The sequence below is a fragment of the Bacillus sp. FJAT-29790 genome (assembly GCF_019039215.1).
Lineage (GTDB): Bacteria > Bacillota > Bacilli > Bacillales > Cytobacillaceae > Cytobacillus.
On sequence record NZ_JAHNZZ010000001.1, the window covers coordinates 587,893 to 602,209 of the forward strand.

Annotated in this window: 13 protein-coding genes; 11 read left to right on the plus strand and 2 right to left on the minus strand. The window is 39.5% G+C overall.

Annotated features, from left to right (window positions below; genetic code table 11):
- Positions 1-9 precede the first annotated feature (9 nt).
- The 3 genes from BGM26_RS02815 to glnA all read left to right on the plus strand — a co-directional run bounded on the left by BGM26_RS02815 (position 10) and on the right by glnA (position 3,788).
- Complete coding sequence (locus BGM26_RS02815) at positions 10-1,281, plus strand: methionine gamma-lyase family protein (RefSeq protein WP_217038240.1); 1,272 nt, start codon at positions 10-12, stop codon at positions 1,279-1,281.
- 554 nt (positions 1,282-1,835) lie between these two features.
- Positions 1,836-2,183, plus strand: a complete 348-nt coding sequence (locus BGM26_RS02820) for a MerR family transcriptional regulator (protein ID WP_217040613.1) — start codon at positions 1,836-1,838, stop codon at positions 2,181-2,183.
- 270 nt (positions 2,184-2,453) lie between these two features.
- Positions 2,454-3,788 (plus strand): type I glutamate--ammonia ligase, encoded by a 1,335-nt coding sequence (gene glnA, locus BGM26_RS02825; protein ID WP_217038241.1) that lies wholly within the window; start codon positions 2,454-2,456, stop codon positions 3,786-3,788.
- 119 nt (positions 3,789-3,907) lie between these two features.
- On the opposite strand, the gene lexA is transcribed toward glnA, so the two are convergent.
- Positions 3,908-4,531: a transcriptional repressor LexA gene (gene lexA, locus BGM26_RS02830; RefSeq protein WP_217040614.1), complete on the minus strand. Its 624-nt coding sequence runs from the start codon at positions 4,529-4,531 to the stop codon at positions 3,908-3,910.
- Between the two features lie 153 nt (positions 4,532-4,684).
- On the opposite strand from lexA, the gene yneA reads away from it, so the two are divergent.
- The 4 genes from yneA to tkt all read left to right on the plus strand — a co-directional run bounded on the left by yneA (position 4,685) and on the right by tkt (position 8,170).
- Positions 4,685-5,008 carry a cell division suppressor protein YneA gene (gene yneA / locus BGM26_RS02835; RefSeq protein ID WP_254118938.1) on the plus strand — a complete coding sequence of 108 codons (324 nt, stop codon included), beginning with the start codon at positions 4,685-4,687 and terminating at the stop codon, positions 5,006-5,008.
- Positions 5,009-5,028: 20 nt separating this feature from the next.
- Positions 5,029-5,676 (plus strand): YneB family resolvase-like protein, encoded by a 648-nt coding sequence (locus tag BGM26_RS02840; protein ID WP_217038242.1) that lies wholly within the window; start codon positions 5,029-5,031, stop codon positions 5,674-5,676.
- A gap of 77 nt (positions 5,677-5,753) precedes the next feature.
- The gene (locus tag BGM26_RS02845; protein WP_217038243.1) at positions 5,754-5,987 is read left to right on the plus strand and encodes a DUF896 domain-containing protein; all 234 of its coding nucleotides are present in this window, start codon (positions 5,754-5,756) and stop codon (positions 5,985-5,987) included.
- Between the two features lie 182 nt (positions 5,988-6,169).
- Positions 6,170-8,170 carry a transketolase gene (gene tkt / locus BGM26_RS02850; protein WP_217038244.1) on the plus strand — a complete coding sequence of 667 codons (2,001 nt, stop codon included), beginning with the start codon at positions 6,170-6,172 and terminating at the stop codon, positions 8,168-8,170.
- Positions 8,171-8,297: 127 nt separating this feature from the next.
- Here the strand turns inward: tkt and ltaE are convergent, their stop codons facing one another.
- Positions 8,298-9,323, minus strand: coding sequence for a low-specificity L-threonine aldolase (ltaE, locus tag BGM26_RS02855; RefSeq protein WP_217038245.1), 1,026 nt, complete (start codon positions 9,321-9,323; stop codon positions 8,298-8,300).
- Positions 9,324-9,608: 285 nt separating this feature from the next.
- On the opposite strand from ltaE, the gene sirA reads away from it, so the two are divergent.
- The 4 genes from sirA to BGM26_RS02875 all read left to right on the plus strand — a co-directional run bounded on the left by sirA (position 9,609) and on the right by BGM26_RS02875 (position 14,301).
- Positions 9,609-10,046: a sporulation inhibitor of replication protein SirA gene (sirA, locus tag BGM26_RS02860; protein WP_217038246.1), complete on the plus strand. Its 438-nt coding sequence runs from the start codon at positions 9,609-9,611 to the stop codon at positions 10,044-10,046.
- An 87-nt stretch (positions 10,047-10,133) separates the two neighbouring features.
- Complete coding sequence (locus BGM26_RS02865) at positions 10,134-10,346, plus strand: YneF family protein (protein ID WP_483297767.1); 213 nt, start codon at positions 10,134-10,136, stop codon at positions 10,344-10,346.
- 408 nt (positions 10,347-10,754) lie between these two features.
- Positions 10,755-12,503, plus strand: a complete 1,749-nt coding sequence (locus BGM26_RS02870) for an ABC transporter transmembrane domain-containing protein (protein ID WP_217038247.1) — start codon at positions 10,755-10,757, stop codon at positions 12,501-12,503.
- Between the two features lie 4 nt (positions 12,504-12,507).
- Entirely contained in the window at positions 12,508-14,301 is a 1,794-nt protein-coding gene (locus BGM26_RS02875; RefSeq protein ID WP_217038248.1) for an ABC transporter ATP-binding protein, read from the plus strand.
- Positions 14,302-14,317: the final 16 nt, after the last annotated feature.

Genomic DNA, 14,317 nt, shown 5'->3' on the forward strand with positions numbered 1-14,317 from the left:
GGGTACAACATGTTTCAACAGTTATCATTCGGGGAAAAGCTGCAACCAATCGTCAAAGAAGTGGAGCAGCAAATTGCAAATGTATTGCAAAAAATAGATGGCAGAATTGAGGAAAATCAATTCCGGGTTCTAAATAGTTTTCAAAATCATAAAGTGAGTGATTTCCATTTCAATCCTTCCACGGGCTATGGATACGATGATACAGGAAGAGATACGCTCGAAGAAATATATGCGGAAGTGTTCGGCGGTGAATCGGCAGTTGTCCGTCCGCAAATTATATCAGGCACGCATGCTATTTCGATTGCTTTGTTCGGAGTCCTTCGTCCAGGTGACGAGCTGCTTTATATAACGGGGAAACCTTACGACACCCTTGAAGAAATTGTTGGCATTCGGGGGAATGGGGTCGGCTCATTGCAGGAATTCGGTATTTCTTATGATAGTGTGCCATTAACAAGTGAAGGAAATATTGATTATGAGGCAGTTGCAATGGCGATCAAACCAAAGACAAAAATGATCGGGATTCAACGCTCAAAAGGGTATGATCCAAGACCTTCATTTACCGTTTCACAAATCGGCGAAATGATTCGATTTGTGAAAGAAATCAAACCTGATGTCGTAGTTTTTGTCGATAATTGTTATGGGGAGTTTGTTGAAGAAATGGAGCCGTGCCATGTCGGAGCGGATCTAATGGCTGGCTCTCTCATCAAAAATCCCGGCGGCGGGCTTGTGAAGACAGGCGGATATATCGTTGGAAAAAAAGAATGGGTGGAAGCATGCTCTTATCGGATGACTTCTCCAGGAATCGGTGCTGAGGCAGGCGCTTCCTTATATAGCCTGCAGGAAATGTATCAGGGCTTTTTCTTGGCTCCGCATGTTGTTGGCCAGGCATTAAAAGGAGCCGTATTTACAGCCGCGATTCTTGAACGGCTTGGAATGAACTCCTATCCAAAATGGGATGCAGAAAGAACAGATTTGATTCAATCTGTGCAATTTAATGACCGCGATAAAATGGTTGCATTTTGCCAGGCAATTCAATTTGCATCCCCTATCAACTCCCATGTGACGCCTTATCCAAGTGCGATGCCAGGTTATGAAGATGAGGTCATCATGGCAGCTGGAACCTTTATTCAAGGTGCAAGTATCGAGCTGACAGCTGATGGTCCGCTAAGGCCTCCATATGTGGCATATGTGCAGGGAGGACTTACATACTCCCATGTGAAAATGGCTGTGTGCATCGCATTAAACCGATTATTAGACAAAGGATTCATTCAATTAAATTAAAGGCTGTTTTCGTAAAGTTTGTTACTTTTAAAATGTGATTTTTATTTAATAATCTGAGTTGATTGGAGTGGAGGGCACTTGACTCCAACGGGAATAGAGGGAAGCGGGAGACCCCGCAGGCGGTAACGCCGAGGAGACTCCCGTCCTTCCCCTCGGAAATCAAGTGCCTGTAGCGGAAATCAACGGGCAAACTTTATAGGCTAAAAACAACATATGCGAAATGAGCCAAATTAAAAGAAAGCAAACGGGGCAGCTATTTAATTAGTTGCCTTTTTGTATGGGAATAATGAATTATCGGTCACAAACACAGAAATTTCCTTAGACGCGTGAACCAGCACATTGAAGCAAGTCGAAAGACATTTTCATATTACTTGGGAGTATGCATTCATGAATGTTTTATCGAAGGAAAACCTTATGTTAGATAACCTAACATGATGTTGACAATTGACCTAACATTCAAATATAATAATTTCATGAAAAAGGAAGAGGAGTTGAAATAAGTGACTGGAAGTGAGATTCGCCGTTCCAGGCCGCTATTTCCAATTGGAACTGTCATGAAGTTAACCGAGTTGTCTGCCCGGCAAATTAGGTACTATGAAGAGCACCAATTGATTTCTCCATCTAGAACCGATGGAAATAGAAGGCTTTTTTCTTTGAATGATGTTGACAAATTGTTAGAAATTAAAGATTTAGTTGACCAAGGTGTGAATATGGCTGGGATAAAAAAGCTCTTTTTTGTAAAAGAACAGCAAGTTGAAGCACCAGATTTACAAGCTGAAAAACCTGAGCGGGAAATATCCAATGATGATTTAAGGAGGCTACTGCGAAAGGAACTGGTTCAAGCAGGGCGATTTAACCAATCGTCTTCACATCAGCATAATATGCAACGTTTTTTTCATTAGGTTGTATTCGTATAGTTTGTTGCTTTACTACAGTAATATTAATTTAAAAATCTGAGTTGATTGGAGCGGAGGGCACTTGACTCCAGCGGGAATAGAGGGAAGCGGGAGACCCCACAGGCGGTAACGCCGAGGAGGCTCCCGTCCCTCCCCGTGGAAAGCAAGTGCCCGGAGCGGAAATCAACGGGCAAACTTTCAAGGCTAAAAACAACAATATATGCGAAAACTGCCTTTCATTAAAAATAGGTTTGTTAATACGAGAGGGGTTTCTACATGGCAAAGTTTACAAAAGATGACATTAAAAGAATTTCATTAGAAGAAAATGTGAAATTTATCCGTCTGCAGTTTACTGATATTTTAGGAACGATTAAAAATGTTGAAATTCCAATCAGCCAGCTAGAGAAGGCGCTTGATAATAAAATGATGTTTGACGGCTCTTCGATTGAAGGATTTGTTCGGATTGAAGAATCAGATATGTATTTATTCCCGGATCTGGATACATGGGTTGTATTCCCTTGGACAGCCGAAAAGGGGAAAGTGGCCCGCTTAATTTGTGATATATATAATGCCGACGGAACCCCTTTTTCGGGAGATCCTCGCAATAATTTAAAACGTATCCTAAAAGAAATGGAAGATATGGGCTTCACGGACTTTAATCTCGGGCCTGAACCGGAATTCTTCCTGTTTAAACTGGATCAGTACGGCAATCCAACACTTGAACTGAACGATAATGGAGGATATTTTGATTTAGCACCGACAGATCTTGGGGAAAACTGCCGCCGTGATATCGTCCTCGAGCTTGAGGAAATGGGCTTTGAAATTGAAGCCTCACACCATGAGGTAGCGCCGGGACAGCATGAAATTGATTTTAAATATGCAGATGCGCTAACAGCTTGCGACCAAATTCAAACATTTAAACTAGTCGTAAAAACGATTGCCCGTAAGCACGGCCTGCACGCTACATTTATGCCGAAACCATTGTTTGGTGTTGCCGGATCAGGGATGCATTGCAATGTTTCGCTTTTTAAAGATGGTGAAAATGCTTTCTTTGATGAAAAAGGGGATTTGCAAATGAGTGATCATGCACGTCAATTTATTGCGGGCATAATTAAGCATTCAACTGGATTCACTGCGGTTACGAACCCAACTGTTAACTCCTATAAGCGTTTAGTGCCAGGATATGAAGCACCTTGTTATGTAGCGTGGTCCGCTCAAAACCGGTCACCGCTCGTTCGCATTCCATCTTCACGCGGCATAAGTACTCGTATAGAAGTCCGGAGTGTCGACCCTGCTGCGAATCCTTACTTGGCTATGGCAGTCTTATTAAAAGCGGGCCTTGATGGCATAAAAAACAACCTTGTTCCTCCAGCCCCTGTCGACCGCAACATTTATGTGATGAGTAAAGAAGAACGCTTAGCTGAAGGGATTTATGATTTGCCATCAACATTAGCACAAGCTCTTGACAAACTAAAAGCAAACGAAGTAATCGTCTCTGCTTTAGGCGGGCATATATTTGAACATTTTGTCGAAGCGAAAGAAATTGAATGGGAAATGTTCCGTACACAAGTCCATCCGTGGGAACGGGAGCAGTATTTGCAGACGTATTGATTGTATTTAGCCTTGATGCCATTGGCGTCAGGGCTTTTTTGTTCTAGGAGTTCTCCGTATAAAACAACAATAAAAACCCCGTTCTGGATCGAACGGAGTTAAACCTTCAAAGCATTTTTTTAATGAATATGGCGGAAAACGCCGATAACTTTCCCTAAAATGGAGACATTACTAAGAATAATTGGTTCCATTGTAGAATTTTCAGGCTGGAGTCGAATATGATCTTTCTCTTTGAAAAACCTTTTAACTGTTGCCTCGTCGTCTTCAGTCATAGCTACGATAATATCACCATTATTTGCTGTATTTTGTTGCTTTACAATGACATGATCTCCATCTAAAATCCCAGCCTCGATCATACTTTCCCCCATAATTTCTAACATAAATACATGTTCATCAGATGGAGCCAGTCTCTCGGGCAGAGGAAAGTATTCTTCGACATTTTCAATAGCAGAAATAGGTAGACCGGCGGTAACTTTCCCGACAATTGGCACATTTACCACTTTGTAATTTGGCGTCTGTGCGGAGTCATCCAAATCAAGAATTTCAATGGCGCGAGGTTTAGTTGGATCGCGGCGAATTAGTCCTTTGCTTTCCAATCTGGCAAGATGGCCATGAACAGTAGAGCTTGAGGCAAGTCCAACTGCTACTCCAATCTCCCTAACAGAAGGGGGATATCCTTTCAGCCTTACTTCATCTTTAATAAAACTTAGAATATCTTGTTGCCTTTTCGATAATTTAACCATCATAATCACACCTCATATGATTTTCTTTCCCTAATTATAGCACAATTTGCAATTGAGTACAAACATAAGTTCGAATTAGTGTTGACATGAAACGAATGTTCGTTTTATAATTAACTCATAAAAACGAACATATATTCTATGAGGTGTTTAATAATGAAGAAACTATGGGAATTATACTCTTATTCTATTATTTTATTTGTTTTAAGCTTATTATCAGTATGCATCTTTCTTATTCATTTAGATGAGCATGAAAAGAAGGATTTTATGAAAATAACCGTGAATGAGGGTGATTCACTTTGGAAAATTGCCGGGGAATTTTCTGATGAACACAAGCTTACCTCTACGGACTTTGTTAAATGGGTAGAGAAAAATAACGGTATTTTAGGTGGAAGGATATTTCCGGGAGATGAAATTGTCATTCCTGTTGTATCCAACAAAAGCAGCCAAACTGAATATGCCAGTTCATATTTAAAATAGATTTATTGTGAGGAGAGCAAATGAAAGCGATCATCTACTGTAGGGTCAGTACAAAGAAGGAAACACAGGAAACATCCCTTCTTAGGCAAGTGGAGGAATTAACCGAGCTTGCAAAAAGGAATGGATTCGAGATTATTAAGATAATTCAAGAAAAGGCAAGTGGCTACGAACTTGATAGGGAAGGGATACTTGAGCTTCTTTCTCTGATTAAAGAGCCGGAAGTTAAGATTGTCCTCATTCAGGATGAAACTCGGTTAGGTCGAGGGAATGCCAGGATTGCAGTTCTTCATTGCATTATTAAAGAAGGAATTAAGCTTTATAGCATTTCACATAATGGTGAGCTTCAGCTTACCGAATCAGACTCGATGGTTTTAAGTATTGTCGGAATGGTAGAAGAATATCAGCGCAAGCTACACAATATTAAGATTAAACGTGGAATGAAACGTGCTGTGAAAAATGGGTACAGACCTGAGAAAAACTTAACTAATAATGGTATCCATTCAGGCAGAGAACGAATAGATGTTCCAATTGAAGAAATTGTTAGGCTGCGGAAAAACGAATTAACTTTTTCCGAAATAGCAGCTACATTAAGAGGATTTGGCTATCAAATATCTAAAGCAACCGTTCATCGCAGATATCAGGATTACATCGATTCCCACCCTCAATAGTGGTCTTTCCTTGTCAAAGGAGCTCATTTTTAGTAATATTTCAATTGAGTTTAGCTAAACAAAAAAGGAGCTTAAATATGCTGTCGAAAGAGAAACTTGCTCGTATCAATACACTTGCAAAGAAGGCGAAGGAAGCTAAATTAACTGAATTAGAAGCGAAAGAACAATCCGCTCTTCGCAGAGAATATTTAGAAACTTTCCGTTCTTCGATGCTAACTACGTTAAAGGGTGTAACCATTGTTGATCCAAATGGGAATGATGTTACTCCTGAGAAGCTAAAAGAAGTTCAAAATAAGAACCATCTTCATTAAGATGGGATATATAGAGGGAATATTGCCGGTGACTTATTCCTTCTTTACATATGTCAGCTTCATTTGTGACAATATAACAGCAAAGGGATTTTTTTAACTAAATCCGATATAAATTGTTGTGTTAAAGAGAAACTGACTATACTATTAGATAGTAATTACTATTCGCAGAGAGGATGTATATAATGTTTGATCAAAATGATGCTTTATCAATAAGCTCCATTCGAACTTTATCAATCGATGCCATTGAAAAGGCGAATTCAGGACACCCAGGTATGCCAATGGGTGCTGCACCTATGGCCTATACACTTTGGACACGTTTTATGAATCATAATCCAAAAAATCCAGAATGGTTTAATCGTGACCGCTTTGTACTTTCAGCTGGTCATGGATCAATGCTGTTATACAGTCTCCTACATCTTTCAGGCTATGATGTATCAATGGAAGACATTAAAAGTTTTAGACAATGGGGAAGTAAAACTCCAGGTCATCCTGAGTATGGTCATACAGCTGGTATTGATGCAACGACAGGTCCACTTGGGCAAGGAATAGCTATGGGTGTCGGAATGGCAATGGCTGAACGTCATCTAGCTGCAGTCTACAACAAAGAGAATTTCAATCTGGTTGATCATTTTACATATAGCATTTGCGGTGATGGAGATTTAATGGAAGGCGTTTCTGCGGAAGCAGCTTCACTCGCCGGCCATTTAAAGCTTGGTAGATTAGTTGTGCTTTATGATTCTAATGATATTTCACTTGATGGGGATTTAAATAAATCTTTCTCAGAGAGCGTTGAACAGCGATTTAAAGCTTATGGTTGGCAATATTTAAGAGTTGAAGATGGAAATGATCCTGCAGAAATTGCAAAAGCACTTGAAGAAGCCAGATTAGATGAAAACCATCCAACACTCATTGAAGTAAGAACAGTTATTGGCTATGGTTCCCCAAATAAATCAGGCAAATCGGATGTACATGGCGCTCCGCTTGGTGCTGATGAATTGAAATTAACGAAAGAAGCGTACAAATGGACTTTTGAAGAAGATTTCCATGTTCCTGAAGAGGTTTACGACCATTTCAGAAAACAAGTTTTAGATCATGGTGAAAAGAAAGAACAAGAATGGAATGAATTGTTCTCACAATATAAAAATAATTATCCGGAACTTGGTGCTCAGCTTGAACGTGCTATGAAACGCGAGCTTCAACAAGGATGGGATAAAGAAATTCCGGTTTATGAGGAAGGGAAGAGCTTGGCAAGCCGTGCTTCCTCTGGAGAAGTATTGAATGCAATTGCCAAGAACTTGCCATCATTTATTGGCGGTTCTGCAGACCTTGCAGGTTCTAACAAAACAATGATTAACGGCGCTGCAGACTATACGCCTGAATCTTATGACGGGCGTAATATTTGGTTTGGTGTCCGAGAATTTGCAATGGGAGCGGCTCTTAACGGAATGGCATTGCATGGAGGACTTAATGTATATGGAGGAACGTTCTTTGTTTTCTCTGACTACCTACGCCCAGCCATCCGACTTGCTGCATTGATGAAGCTGCCGGTAACATATGTGTTCACACATGATAGTATTGCAGTTGGAGAAGATGGCCCGACACATGAGCCAATCGAACAGTTGGCCGCATTACGCGCGATGCCTAATTTGTCTGTCATTCGTCCCGCAGATGGAAATGAAACAGCAGCAGCTTGGAAGGTGGCTGTCGAATCAACTGATAAACCAACAGCATTAGTATTAACTAGGCAAAATCTGCCGACATTAAAAGGAACAAATGAAACAGCCTACGAAGGTGTTTCAAAAGGAGCATACGTCGTTTCACCTGCTAGCAAAGACAAAGCAGATGTATTATTGCTTGCTGCTGGTTCAGAAGTGAATTTAGCTGTTGATGCACAAAAAGTATTAGAAACAGAAGGAATCTTCGCTTCTGTTGTAAGTATGCCTGCATGGGATCGCTTCGAGGCTCAAACAAAAGAGTACAAAGAAAGTGTAATTCCGAAAGATGTGAAGAAAAGATTAGCGATAGAAATGGGTTCTTCACTTGGCTGGCATCGTTATGCGGGTGATGAAGGAGAAGTACTAGCGATTGATCAATTTGGTGCATCTGCTCCAGGTGAAAAAATCATGGAAGAGTACGGGTTCAGTGTCAATAACGTTGTTGCTCGTGTTAAAGCTTTACTTTAATAAATTCAAAATAAAAAGGATAGATGGTTGCAGATTTGTCAGCAACCATCTATCCTTTAAAATTTTATCGGAAAAATTTCTATTAAGATGTAGGAACTAAATTCCAATAGAAACAATTTTATCCCTTTTATGAATGCGCAGCTTTATTAATAGCACTCAATGCGTTAGTGATATCATCCCTTGAAACATCATAATGAGTAACAAATCGAACAGATGAAGGTCCAAAAGCAACAGCAAGAACTCCGTTTTCTTTTAACTTTTCGACGAATTGGCTGGAGCTGATATTTAAGTCTTTTACATCGGCAACGATGATATTCGTTTCAACTTTATTGACAATTTGCAGGCCGTTTATTTGCTGTAAACCATCTGAAAGATATTTTGCATTTTCATGGTCTTCTATTAACCGGTCCCTCATTTTCGTGATAGCAATAAGGCCTGGTGCAGCGATTACTCCCGCTTGACGAAGACCGCCCCCAAGTCTTTTTCGCCACTTTCTAGCACGCATAATAAACTCCCTGCTCCCGGCAAGAATAGAACCAATGGGCGCACCAAGCCCTTTAGATAAACAAATTTGGACGGTATCACAGTATTGGGTAAACTTCTGAACGGGTTTATCTACAGCTGCTGCTGAGTTAAAAAGTCTTGCACCGTCCACGTGAACCGGGATATTATTTTCCACTGCTATGTAATAAATTTCCTTCATGTTGGAGATGGGCACCACTGCTCCGCCAGCACGGTTATGCGTATTTTCAAGGCAAATTAATCCGGTTTCTGGAAAGTGTTGGTCTTCATCCCGGATAGCATACTGAACTGCGGAAGGATCCATAGCGCCCCTGATGCCGGCAATCGTTCTTGTTTGTACCCCGGCAAAAGCAGCCACAGCACCGGTTTCATAGTAAAAAATATGACTCTCAGATTCTAGGATAATTTCTTGACCTGATCGGCAATGAGTGAGAACAGCCACCTGATTCCCTTGGGTTCCGCTTGTTACAAACAAAGCAGATTCTTTTCCAAGTAGATCGGCAGCTATTTCCTCTAATTTTAGGATCGTTGGGTCTTCACCATAAACATCATCCCCAACTTCCGCTTCGTATGCGGCTTTTCTCATTTCTTCTGTCGGTTTTGTTACTGTGTCACTTCTAAGATCAATCATCTCTCAACCTGCCACCCTTTTTTCTTTTCATGTTACGTTAAATATAGAAGAATATCAACGAATCGTCTGTACGAATATCATTTCTTAAAATCTAATGGTTGTATGTTTCCACTGAGAAGTATTCTATTTTTTTCGATAAGAATCAGAGCCTTTGACTAGGTTTGGATTGTGAAATTTCTGAATTCGACAAAATAAGTGGAAGTTTTCGACGCTTTAAGACACATTGTTTAATAACACTTCTTTATAATGGAATGAAAGTGGGTTGTCCCGGAAGGAGAGGTTTGGATGAGAGCCTATCGGTTATATTTAATTGAAGAAGAGTTTGCCTCCCATTACTTCGGTAGGGAGAGAATGTTTTTCCAATTATTCCAGGAATATGAAAATTCGTCGGGCACATTGAAATCCATAATAGCAAAACAAATTCAATTTATCACAAAACCGATACCGGGATTAAAACTTCACCAATATATAAATCAGCAGCTATTTCGAAAAAAAGATTTTCTGACAAAAAAAGGTGCATACTATATAGAGATGGGAAAAAGAAGTCATGCCAAACTTGAAGTATATGATCAATGCTTAGTTTTAAAAGCGAATGGTAATTATGATGCTGAAACAGTATTTTTTGAAGTATTAAGGAAAAGTGAATCTTCATTCTTAGCGATTGATATACAACATCATCGTTATGGCTGGCTAAAGCCGATTAAGGAAAGAAAATTCGTATAAAAACTAGAGAAAAACACGAGCAAATATTGTATAATAACCTTTGGTCTAGTACACTGTATGATAGACAACATGAAGGAGGAAATTTGGATGTGGCCTTATATTCTAGTTGGTATTCTGGCGCTTCTTGCTGGTGTAGCACTAGGATTTTTCATTGCTCGGAAATATATGATGAGCTATTTAAAGAAAAATCCGCCAATTAATGAACAAATGTTAAAAATGATGATGATGCAAATGGGACAAAAACCGTCTCAGAAGAAAATCAATCAAATGATGAACGCCATGAATAAACAAACAAAATAATAGCGGACAAGCACTCAATTACGGGTGCTTTTTCTTTTTTGTGTTAATAATAAATTGTGGCCAAACTACTCAGAACTTGTCTTTAGATATGCGGAATAACTAGCGCAGTGAAAGCAGGACGACCGATATTTATATACTGGGTTTATGAGAGTATTTAATGGACATTCACGAATATATAATCTTCCTTATTTTTGTAATATTTGATAAACTATTTAGGCTATTATAATAAAAATTGCCAATTATTAATTGGTGGGAGGAATTTATTAAACCCAAAAAGTTATAAAAACCTATGTGGAGTAACGCCGCAATAAACCCATTTCGATATTCTTGAAGAAGTGAAGGCGAACCTTTTAAAGTATTTTAGTTTGATATTTCTTACCATGAGTCACTAACTCGGAGGATATGCATATGAAAGTATTTTTAGATTTAATGTGGTTTTTTAAACAGGAGAAAAAAGCATACTTGACCGGGATTCTTTTGCTTTTGTTTGTGGCTCTGCTTCAGCTGATTCCTCCACGGGTCATCGGAATTTTTGTGGATCATATTAAAAATGAAACAATGACAACTGAAATTCTTTATATGTGGGTGGGAGTATTAATAGGGACAGCTTTAATTATGTACGTATTGCGTTATTTTTGGCGGATTCTAATTTTTGGGTCGGCGGTTAAGCTTTCAAGATTGTTAAGGAATAAGCTTTATTATCATTTTACAAATATGTCTCAATCCTTTTATCAAAAAAAGCGGGTGGGCGATTTAATGGCTCACGCTACAAACGATTTGCAGGCTATTCAGCAAACGGCTGGTGTTGGCATTTTAACCCTTGTGGACTCATTAGCAACCGGCGGCTTTGTTATCATCGCAATGGCAGCGACGATCAGCTGGAAACTAACTTTGATCAGTTTAATTCCGATGCCCATTATGGCAATCCTGACTAGCTGGTATGGAACCCTTCTGCATAAGCGTTTCCATAAAGCACAAGAAGCATTTTCGGCACTAAATGATAAAACGCAGGAAAGTGTTACAGGGATTAAAGTAATTAAAACATTTGGGCAAGAAAAAGAAGATATTGAGGATTTTAAAAAACAATCAGAAGGTGTTGTTCAGAAGAATATTTCTGTTGCAACGATTGATTCCTTATTTGATCCGACAATATCAATTATCGTCGGCATTTCCTTTTTCCTTTCGATTGCTTTCGGTGCCAAATATGTGCTTAACGATGAATTAACGATTGGACAACTCGTTTCTTTTACAACATATTTAGCGCTTCTCGTTTGGCCGATGCTAGCATTTGGATGGCTGTTTAATATAGTTGAGAGGGGACGTGCCTCGAATGACCGTGTGTCAGCACTTCTAGCTGAAAAGGTTGACATACAGGATGATCGTGATTCTTTGGAAATCGTCCCGAGCGGGGATATTGAATATCAAATTTGTCATTTTGCCTATCCAGATGAAATAGACCCACTATTAAATGATATTCACTTCTTGTTAAAAAGGGGCGAGACGTTAGGTGTTGTTGGAAAAACAGGCTCTGGAAAAACAACTTTATTGAAATTGCTCATTCGTGAATTCGAAGGATACGATGGGACGATCAAGTTTGCAGATAAGCCTTTAAACCGCTATAAAATGAAAAAGTTGAGAGAAGCAATCGGCTACGTCCCTCAGGATCATTTTTTATTTTCGGTTACTGTCGGTGAAAATATCGCTTTTGCCAATCCTGAAGCAGATGTGGAAGAAATTTATGCAGCAGCGAGACTCGCTAATATTCATGAGGACATTCTTCAATTTACCGATGGCTATCAAACGATCGTTGGCGAAAGGGGGGTATCTCTCTCCGGCGGACAAAAACAGCGAATCTCAATTGCTAGGGCTTTATTAATGAATCCGGAAGTATTAATTCTTGATGATTCCTTATCTGCTGTTGACGCGAAAACGGAGGAGGCGATCCTCTCCTCCTTAAGGCAAAACAGGGAAGGAAAAACAACGATCATAACTGCACATCGATTAAGTGCCATTCAGCATGCCAATCTTATTCTTGTTCTTGAAGCGGGGGAAATCCTGCAAAGAGGCACTCATGAAGAACTAATGGCAGAAGATGGCTGGTATAAAAAGATGTATCTGTACCAGCAGCTAGAAGAACTTGTTGAGCATGGAGGGTAGGAAGATGGAAAAGACAACAGTAATTAATGGGAAAGATCAGCGTAAAATTCTTTTCCGCCTGCTTTCTTATACAAAACCGCATAAGAGAACATTGGTCCTGGCTTTCAGTTTGCTTCTAATCACGACAATTGGAGATATACTTGGACCAATATTAATAAAGACTTTTATTGATGACTATTTATCGTCTCGTAATCTAGCTTTTGAACCGATTTTTGCTCTTGGCGCTGCCTTTATTGGCATTCAAATCTTAAATGTGATTATTTCTTATTTTCAATTGTTGAATTTTCAGAAGGTTGCTTTGAAAATCATCCAGCAGCTTCGCATAGATGTGTTTTCAAAAGTTCAATCGCTCGGATTGAAATATTTCGATAAAACACCGGCTGGGAGTATCGTTTCGCGAGTAACAAACGATACAGAGGCAATTAAAGATATGTTTGTCGAAGTGCTCGTTTCATTTATCCAAGCCGCTTTTCTATTAATAGGGATATTTATTGCCATGTTTATTTTAAATGTAAAGTTGGCATTTTTCTGCTTATTCATTTTGCCGCTTATTTTTTTGATTATGCAGACCTACAGGAGATTCAGTTCAATATTTTATCAGGATCTAAGGGAGCGATTAAGCCAACTCAATGCAAAAATGAGCGAATCATTGCAAGGTATGGCGATTATTCAGGTTTTTCGGCAAGAAAAACGGCTGCGCAAAGAATTTGGCGATATCAATGATCTGCATTATAGGGCTGGAATGAAAAATATTAAAATCGACGGCTTACTATTAAGACCTGCTATCGATCTTGTCTATGTTTTCGCACTTATTCTTGTTTTAAGTTATTTTGGGCTCACATCGATGAATAGTCCGATTGAAATTGGTGTTCTTTACGCCTTTATCAGTTATTTAGATCGTTTTTTTGAACCTATTAACCAGATGATGATGAGGCTCTCTATGTATCAGCAGGCGATTGTTGCTGGTTCTAGGGCATTTAAGTTATTAGATGAGACGGAACTTGCCCCTGCTCAGCGACCGGGGGGGAATAACCGAATCGAGAAAGGGGAAATCGAGTTTCGTAATGTAAGCTTTTCTTATGATAATCAGAGAGATGTAATGAAGAATATTTCATTCACAGCTAAACCAGGGGAAACGGTAGCGCTTGTCGGCCAAACTGGCAGTGGAAAAAGCTCGATTATTAATTTAATGATGCGTTTTTATGAATTTGAAAGGGGCGATATATGGATTGATGGGCAATCCATTAAATCTTATTCGACGGAGGAGCTAAGGAAGCGGATGGGCCTTGTTTTACAGGATCCATTTCTATTTTTTGGCTCGATAAAAGACAATATTCGCCTTCATAATCAGGATATAAGCGATCATGAAATCGAAGCTGCGGCCCAGTTTGTGCAGGCGCATTCATTTATTGAAAAGTTGGAAGATGGGTATAATCACCAAGTTGTTGAAAGGGGTTCTACTTTTTCCAGCGGCCAAAGGCAGCTTCTTGCCTTTGCAAGAACGATTGCTGCAAATCCCAAAATACTTGTCCTTGATGAAGCGACTGCAAATATTGATACAGAGACAGAAGAGGCCATTCAAATTGCACTATCAAAGATGAGAAAGGAAAGAACGACGATCGCAATTGCCCACCGGCTATCGACGATTCAAGATGCGGAGTTAATTCTAGTCCTCCATCAAGGAGAAATTGTGGAACGTGGAAATCATCAAGAACTATTGGCTAAGCGCGGATTATATCATAAAATGTATTTGTTGCAAAATAGTTCTGGCGAAATAGTAGAAGATGTGGTTGGATAGATTGCACTTTCAAAGA

Bases quoted from the DNA above. Each gene is read 5' to 3' on its own strand.
- BGM26_RS02815 (WP_217038240.1), top strand. From the start codon at position 10: ATGTTTCAACAGTTATCATTCGGGGAAAAGCTGCAACCAATCGTCAAA.
- BGM26_RS02820 (WP_217040613.1), top strand. From the start codon at position 1,836: ATGAAGTTAACCGAGTTGTCTGCCCGGCAAATTAGGTACTATGAAGAG.
- glnA (WP_217038241.1), top strand. From the start codon at position 2,454: ATGGCAAAGTTTACAAAAGATGACATTAAAAGAATTTCATTAGAAGAA.
- lexA (WP_217040614.1), bottom strand. From the start codon at position 4,531: ATGGTTAAATTATCGAAAAGGCAACAAGATATTCTAAGTTTTATTAAA.
- yneA (WP_254118938.1), top strand. From the start codon at position 4,685: ATGAAGAAACTATGGGAATTATACTCTTATTCTATTATTTTATTTGTT.
- BGM26_RS02840 (WP_217038242.1), top strand. From the start codon at position 5,029: ATGAAAGCGATCATCTACTGTAGGGTCAGTACAAAGAAGGAAACACAG.
- BGM26_RS02845 (WP_217038243.1), top strand. From the start codon at position 5,754: ATGCTGTCGAAAGAGAAACTTGCTCGTATCAATACACTTGCAAAGAAG.
- tkt (WP_217038244.1), top strand. From the start codon at position 6,170: ATGTTTGATCAAAATGATGCTTTATCAATAAGCTCCATTCGAACTTTA.
- ltaE (WP_217038245.1), bottom strand. From the start codon at position 9,323: ATGATTGATCTTAGAAGTGACACAGTAACAAAACCGACAGAAGAAATG.
- sirA (WP_217038246.1), top strand. From the start codon at position 9,609: ATGAGAGCCTATCGGTTATATTTAATTGAAGAAGAGTTTGCCTCCCAT.
- BGM26_RS02865 (WP_483297767.1), top strand. From the start codon at position 10,134: ATGTGGCCTTATATTCTAGTTGGTATTCTGGCGCTTCTTGCTGGTGTA.
- BGM26_RS02870 (WP_217038247.1), top strand. From the start codon at position 10,755: ATGAAAGTATTTTTAGATTTAATGTGGTTTTTTAAACAGGAGAAAAAA.
- BGM26_RS02875 (WP_217038248.1), top strand. From the start codon at position 12,508: ATGGAAAAGACAACAGTAATTAATGGGAAAGATCAGCGTAAAATTCTT.